The following is a 6318-nucleotide window of genomic DNA, read 5'->3' as shown; positions in this document are numbered from 1 at the left end:
CGCGGCGATCGCGGGCCGCGGTGGCGGCGCCGCCCCCCGCCGCCGGCCCACGGTGTATTACCAGGAGCCGCCGGTGGTCTATCTGGAGCCGCCCGCCCGCCCCGGCCCGCGCCAGTGCTGGGTGCAGACCGACGGACGCGGCTACGGCTACTGGTCGCCCTGCTGAGCGCCGCTGCCGCCGCGCGAAATCCTCGTGCTGAGCGCGGCTGCCGCCGCGCCAATGCATCGTGCTGAGCGCGCTACCGCGCGCTCAGTGCGACAGCGACTGCGCGAGCCCCACCATCAGCGGCATGGTGACGGCGGCGGCGAGGATCTGCACCGTGAGCATCTCCGCCAGCAGCGCCGCATCGCCGCCCATCTGCCGCGCCAGCACGTAGCCGGCCGCGCCGACGGCACCGACGCCGTCACCACCACCACCGCCAGCTCGATCGGCGTCAGGCCCGCCCACAGGCCGATGGCGATGGCGATGGCTGGCTTCACCAGCAGCTTGAGCACGCTCGCGAAATAGACCGCCGCCTTGGGGCGGGCGAGCTGGGACACCGAGAGGCCGCCGCCGACCACCAGCAGCCCCACCGCGAGCGAGGCGCGCCCCAGCACGTCCCCGAACTCCAGCAGCACCGCCGGGATGGGGATCGCCGCATAATTGATGGCGGCGCCGATGAGGCACGCAGAGATGTAGGGGTTCTGCGCCAGCTGGCGCAGGACGCCCGTCACCGTGGGCGGCTCGCGGCCGGCGAAGTGGGCCAGCACCACCACGGCGATCACGTTGAGGAAGGGGATCATCGCCACAAGCGCCACGGCGGCGACGGTGATGCCCTCCGCGCCATAGAGCCCGCCCGCCACCGCCAGCGCGATGTAGGTGTTCCAGCGGAACGAGCCCTGGTAGAGCGAGGTGAAGGCCGGCCCGTCCAGCTTGAACAGCGCCATGATCGGCCGGTTCAGCGCCACCAGGGTGACGGACAGGACCAGCACGGCGCCGAGCAGCGTGCCGGTGACCGCCAGCACGTTGACCTTCGAGAGGTCCGCCTTCACCGCCGAGACCACCAGCAGCGCCGGGAACAGCACGAAATAGGTCAGGCGCTCCAGCCCGGCCCAGTGCATCGGGTCCTTCAGCAGCACGCGCCGCAGCGCCGCGCCGAGGGCGATGATGAGGAAGACCGGAACGAGGGCGGTGAGGATGACGGACATGGCACGCACGAAGGGCGGGAGCGCGGGCGGCTCCCGGAGCGCCCCGTCATAGAGGCGGCGGGGGCCGAAGGAAACCGCCCTGTTTTCCCTTTTTGCCGGCCGATCCCATTTCGGCACACGCGCCCGCGGCGCGGAGGAACGGGAGCGGCACGGAGCGCGACCGAATCGGCGGCGGCGCCGCGATGCCGCTTCGTTCCCACTCAGTGCGGCGACGCGGGCGCGTCCCGTTTCAGGACGACGGCCGGCGCGCTGGCGGAACGTCGGTGGCACGGAGCGTGACCGAATCGGCCGCCGCCGTGCGATCACCGTTCGTTCGGCGATGCGTCCGAAGGCAAATCATCAGGCTTCGCGGCGCGCACGCGGGCGAGGAAATCCAGAGCCCCCTCCAGAATGAACTGCGCCGCATGCTGGTCCACCACGGCGGCGCGCTTGGCCCGGCTCATGTCGGCCGAGATCAGCGCCCGCTCCACCGCCACGGTGGAGAGCCGCTCGTCCCACAGTGCGATGGGCCGGCCGGCCAGCCGCGCGAAATTGCGGGCGAAGGCCCGGCTCGCCTGGGCGCGCGGCCCCTCGCTGCCGTCCATGTTGAGCGGCAGGCCGAGCACGAACGCCACCGCGCGCCGCTCATCGGCGAGCGCCACGAGGCGCAGGGCGTCGGCGGTGAACTTGGTGCGCTTCACCGTCTCCACCGTGGTCGCGACGCGCCGGTCGGGATCGCAGGACGCCACGCCGATGGTCTTGGTGCCGAGGTCAAGCCCCAGCAGGGCCCCGCGCTCCGGCAAGAGGGGCGCCATCTGCGCCAGGGGAAGGACCGGAGCGGGAACGGCGGGTATGGGTGTCGTCGGAGGCGTGGTCATGGGTTCCTGTCTGCCGCACCCTCGCCTGTTTCAGCGGCCGGCGCCAGCCTCACCTCACCCCTCGTCCACCACCGCCAGGAAGGCATTGCCGTAGCGCTCGAGCTTGGCCTCGCCCACGCCGGATATGTCGCCGAAGGCGGCCAGCGAGCGGGGGCGGAGGCGCGCCACCTCCATCAAGGTTGTGTCGTGGAAGATGACATAAGGCGGCACGCCTTGGGCGCGGGCGATCTCCAGGCGCAGCGCCTTCAGGCGGAGGAACAGCGCCTCGTCCTGCGGATCGGAGAGCTGGGCGCGCGGCGCCCGCTCGCCGCCGCCGGTGCGGGCCGGACGGGCGCGAGCCTCGGCCTTCAGTTCCACCTTCTCCTCGCCGCGCAGCACCGGCCGGCATTTCTCGGCAAGGCCGAGCGCGCCGTGGCCCTCCACGTCCACCACCAGGAGGCCCATGGCCACGAGCTGGCGCACGATCGCGCGCCACTCGTCGCGGGAAAAACGCCTTGCCGATGCCGAAGGTGGAAATCTTGTCGTGGCCGAACTTCGCCACCTTCTCGGTGGCCTGGCCGAGCAGCACGTCGATCACGTGTCCCGCCCCGAAGCGCTCGCCGGTGCGGTAGACGCAGGACAGCAGCTTTCTTGCCGCCTCGGTGCCATCGAAGGTCTTGGGCGGCGAGAGGCAGGTGTCGCAATTGCCGCACGGCTGCGGCAGGTCCTCCTCGAAATAGGACAGCAGCACCTGCCGCCGGCAGCGGGCGGTCTCGGCGAGGCCCAGAAGGGCATCGAGCTTGGCGCGCTCCACGCGCTTCCTCGCATCGGGCGCGTCGGAGGAATCGACGAACTGGATCAGCTTCGCCACGTCCTCCAGGCCGTAGAGCAGCAGCGCCTCGGAGGGCAGGCCGTCGCGGCCGGCGCGGCCGGTCTCCTGGTAATAGGCCTCGATGCTCTTCGGCAGATCGAGATGGACCACGAAGCGCACGTCCGGCTTGTCGATGCCCATGCCGAAGGCGATGGTGGCCACCATGACGATCCCCTCCTCCTTGAGGAAGCGGTCCTGGTGGCGCGCGCGGGTCTCCGCGTCGAGCCCGGCATGGTAGGGCAGCGCCGTGCGCCCCTCCGTCGACAGCATCTCGGCGGTGGTCTCCACCTTCGCCCGGCTCATGCAATAGACGATGCCCGCCTCGCCCTCGTGGTCGTCCAGGAACGCGCGCAGCTGCGCGCGCGGATTGTTCTTCGGCACGATGCGGTAGCGGATGTTCGGCCGGTCGAACGAGGACAGGAACACCCTGCCCTCCTCCAGCGCCAGCCGCTCGACGATCTCGCGCCGGGTCGGCCCGTCCGCCGTGGCGGTGAGCGCGATCCGCGGCACGCCGGGGAAGCGCTCGTGCAGCACCGTGAGCTGGCGATACTCGGGCCGGAAATCGTGACCCCATTGGGAGACGCAGTGCGCCTCGTCGATGGCGAACAGGGCGATGCGGGCGCCGTCGAGCAGCGTCAGGAAGCTCTCGGTGAGCAGGCGCTCCGGGGCGACATAGAGCAGATCCAGTTCGCCCATGGCGAGCTGGCGCTCCACCTGCCGCGCCTCGCCCGGAGCGAGCGAGGAGTTCAGCATCGCCGCCTTCACGCCCAATTGGCGCAACGCCTGCACCTGGTCGTGCATCAGCGCGATCAGCGGCGATACGACGATGGCGGTGCCCGGCCGCACCAAGGCCGGCACCTGATAGCACAGCGACTTGCCGCCGCCCGTGGGCATCAGCACCAGCGCATCGCCGCCGGCGCAGACATGGGCGACGATCTCCTCCTGCCGGCCGCGGAAGCGCTCGAAGCCGAAGACGTGGCGCAGCACGTCGGTGGCCGTGCGGGTGGAAGTGGCGAGAGCGGTCATGGGGCCTTATAGCCGCGCGCGGGGCGCGGGCAATGGGTGGCAGGCATTTCCGAAGGAAGACTGGCGCGCCGCCCTCGATCGGGACTGGGATCGGCGCCCATCGAACATACCAGCGTCATACCCCGGCTTGTCCGGGGCATCCACCCCACCGCTGGACGAACGGCATGGTGGACCCTCCGGACAAGCCGGAGGGTGACGCCACTGCAGGCCCGCAGGCCGCCTCCCCTCACACCTCGAAGCTGCCGCCCACGGCGGGCGCCTCGATCTTCACCGGGTGGCCCTTCAGCGCCTCGATGAAGCCGGAGGGGTCCTGCACCAGAAGCGGGAAGGTGGCGTAGTGGCAGGGCACCACGGTCTCGACGCCGGGCAGGAAGCGCTTCACCGCCAAAGCGGCGGTCTTCGGGCTCATGGTGAAGCGGTCGCCGATGGGCACGAACACCACCTTCGGCTCGTGGATCTCGCACAGCAGCGCCATGTCCGAGAAGATGTCGGTGTCGCCCATGTGCCAGACCGTCGGCTCGCCCGGCGCCTTGATGATGAGGCCGGAGGGGTTGCCGAGATATTCCGCCGGGCTCGAATTGCCGCCCGAGGAATGGTCGGCGCGCACCATGGTCACGGTGAAGCCGCCCATGTCGACCGTGCCGCCGGTGTTCATGAAGGCGGTGGAGCCGACGCCCTGGCCGGCGAGGAAGGCGCAGATCTCGGGGTTCGCCACCACCGGGATCTCGCGCGCGGCGTCCGCCGCCTCCTCGACGATCGCCACCGTGTCGCCGATATGGTCGCCATGGCCGTGGGTGAGCAGGATGTGGGTGCAGCCGCGCGCGGCCTCCTCGCGCGTGCCCTTGAACACCGGATTGCCGGTGAAGAAGGGATCGATGAGCACCGCCTTGCCCGAGAAGTCCAGACGGAAGGCGGCATGGCCGAGCCAGGTGATCTTCATGGAATTCAAACCCCGTGGAGCCGGAGAAAGGGAGGGGAAGGCGGGCGGAGTATCGAAGAAGCCGTCCGCCGGCGCAATCCGCCATGCGCGCTCAGCGGGGGATGAAAGCCTTGCCCGCCGCCGCCCGGCGCGCCGCGCGCCAGAGCCCGAACTGCCGCCGCAGCGGCGACAGGCCGGCCATCTCGCGGAACGGATCGCGCACCTTCGCCAGTGCGTTCAGATCGCCCGCCACCAGAGCCAGCGGCAGGAACGGGGCGGCGATGGCGGCGCGGCCGACGATCCCGGTTCGAACGCCGCGCCCGGCGGCGGACAGGTGCCGCTGTGCCTCCGCGCGGAGGTCGGCAAGCGCCGCGAGAAGCGCGGGCGTCGGCGTTCCCGAGACGGCGGCGTCCCGGCCGATGCCATGGCGCGCCAGGAGATCGAGCGGCAGGAAGCACTGGCCGCGCGCCGCATGGATGGGAAAGGAGCGCATCAGCCCGGTGAGCGCCACGGCGACGCCGCCATGGCCGGAGGCATCGCCCGCCTGCGCCGCGGCGGCGGGCGACAGCACCAAAGCGGAGAGTTGGAGCAATGCCGAGGCGGTCTCGCCGGCATAGCCCTCCAGGTCGCCCAGCGTCGGCATGGGATCGTCATAGAGGTCGAAGATGCGCGCATCGGCGAGCGCGGCGAGGCTGGCGCGGGGCAGCGAAAAGCGGGCGATGGTGTCGCGCAGGGCTGCGGCGACCGGATGGCCGTCCACCTCGCCCCGGCCCTCGCCCTCGATCAACTCGCGCCACCAGGCGAGGCGGACTTCTCCCGGCAGCGCCTCGCGCGCCACCTCCCGCACCCGCGCCACTTCGACGTTGAAGGCGGCGAGCGCGAGCAGATGCCGGCGCGCGGCCTCGGGCGCGAACAAGGCGGCCAGGAACCGGTCGCGGTCCTGCGTGCGCACCAGATCGGCGCAATGCGCGTAGGCGGCGTCCAGCGCCATGGCGCTCACAGCGCCACCAGAGCGGCCCCACCGGCCGGCCCTCGGCGAGCAGCACGTTGTAGGTGGAGGCGGCAGCCGGCGTCGGCATCAGCTCGAAGCGCAGGCCCGCCTGCCGCAGCAGGGCCTTCAGCGGCTCCTTCAGGTGCGCCGGATCGCGGCCGGTGCCGAGGAACAGCAGCTCGAACGCCCCGGCCTCGGCGAGGATGGGCGCGAGCGCGTGCGCGTCCACGTCCCGGAAGGCGCCAACGCCCCAGGGGCGCACGCCCGAAGGCAGCGCCAGGATCGAGCCGGCATGGGACATGCCGGCGAAGTGGAAGAAATTGTCCCGGTAGCCGTCGATGGACACCTGCCGGGGCAGGAACGGCGCGCCGACGGGCTGGTCCTGCCGGCCGGCCACGCTCACGCCTTTCCGGGGTCGTCGGACGGCTTGGGGCGGATGGGTCGGGTCTCGGGCCGTCTGCGGCCCCTCCGGCGTCGTCGGCGCGTC

4 protein-coding genes and 2 pseudogenes are annotated in these 6318 nt (G+C 71.6%); all 6 read right to left on the bottom strand.

The features are described from left to right. Positions 1-282: 282 nt before the first annotated feature. Entirely contained in the window at positions 283-1188 is a 906-nt protein-coding gene (locus tag AC2W7M_RS17965; RefSeq protein WP_486133751.1) for an AEC family transporter, read from the bottom strand. A 302-nt stretch (positions 1189-1490) separates the two neighbouring features. Then, positions 1491-2045 (bottom strand): Holliday junction resolvase RuvX, encoded by a 555-nt coding sequence (gene ruvX / locus AC2W7M_RS17960; protein ID WP_486133749.1) that lies wholly within the window; start codon positions 2043-2045, stop codon positions 1491-1493. Between the two features lie 54 nt (positions 2046-2099). Beyond that, positions 2100-3921: pseudogene (recQ, locus tag AC2W7M_RS17955) on the bottom strand (DNA helicase RecQ). Positions 3922-4147: 226 nt separating this feature from the next. Beyond that, a complete protein-coding gene (locus AC2W7M_RS17950) occupies positions 4148-4861 on the bottom strand; it encodes a metal-dependent hydrolase (protein ID WP_486133747.1) in 714 nt (237 codons plus the stop codon). A gap of 91 nt (positions 4862-4952) precedes the next feature. Continuing rightward, complete coding sequence (locus AC2W7M_RS17945) at positions 4953-5831, bottom strand: phytoene/squalene synthase family protein (protein WP_486133745.1); 879 nt, start codon at positions 5829-5831, stop codon at positions 4953-4955. Between the two features lie 88 nt (positions 5832-5919). After that, a pseudogene (locus AC2W7M_RS17940) lies at positions 5920-6132 on the bottom strand (MTH938/NDUFAF3 family protein); the annotation flags it as partial. Positions 6133-6318: the final 186 nt, after the last annotated feature.

Source organism: Xanthobacter sp. BG11Y11_SDJG, from assembly GCF_057364445.1.
Note: the sequence above shows the minus strand (reverse complement) of the source record. Positions and strands in the feature narration are given on the sequence as shown.

Coding starts and splice junctions, on each gene's coding strand:
- AC2W7M_RS17965 (WP_486133751.1), bottom strand. CDS start 1,188: ATGTCCGTCATCCTCACCGCCCTCGTTCCGGTCTTCCTCATCATCGCC.
- ruvX (WP_486133749.1), bottom strand. CDS start 2,045: ATGACCACGCCTCCGACGACACCCATACCCGCCGTTCCCGCTCCGGTC.
- AC2W7M_RS17950 (WP_486133747.1), bottom strand. CDS start 4,861: ATGAAGATCACCTGGCTCGGCCATGCCGCCTTCCGTCTGGACTTCTCG.
- AC2W7M_RS17945 (WP_486133745.1), bottom strand. CDS start 5,831: ATGGCGCTGGACGCCGCCTACGCGCATTGCGCCGATCTGGTGCGCACG.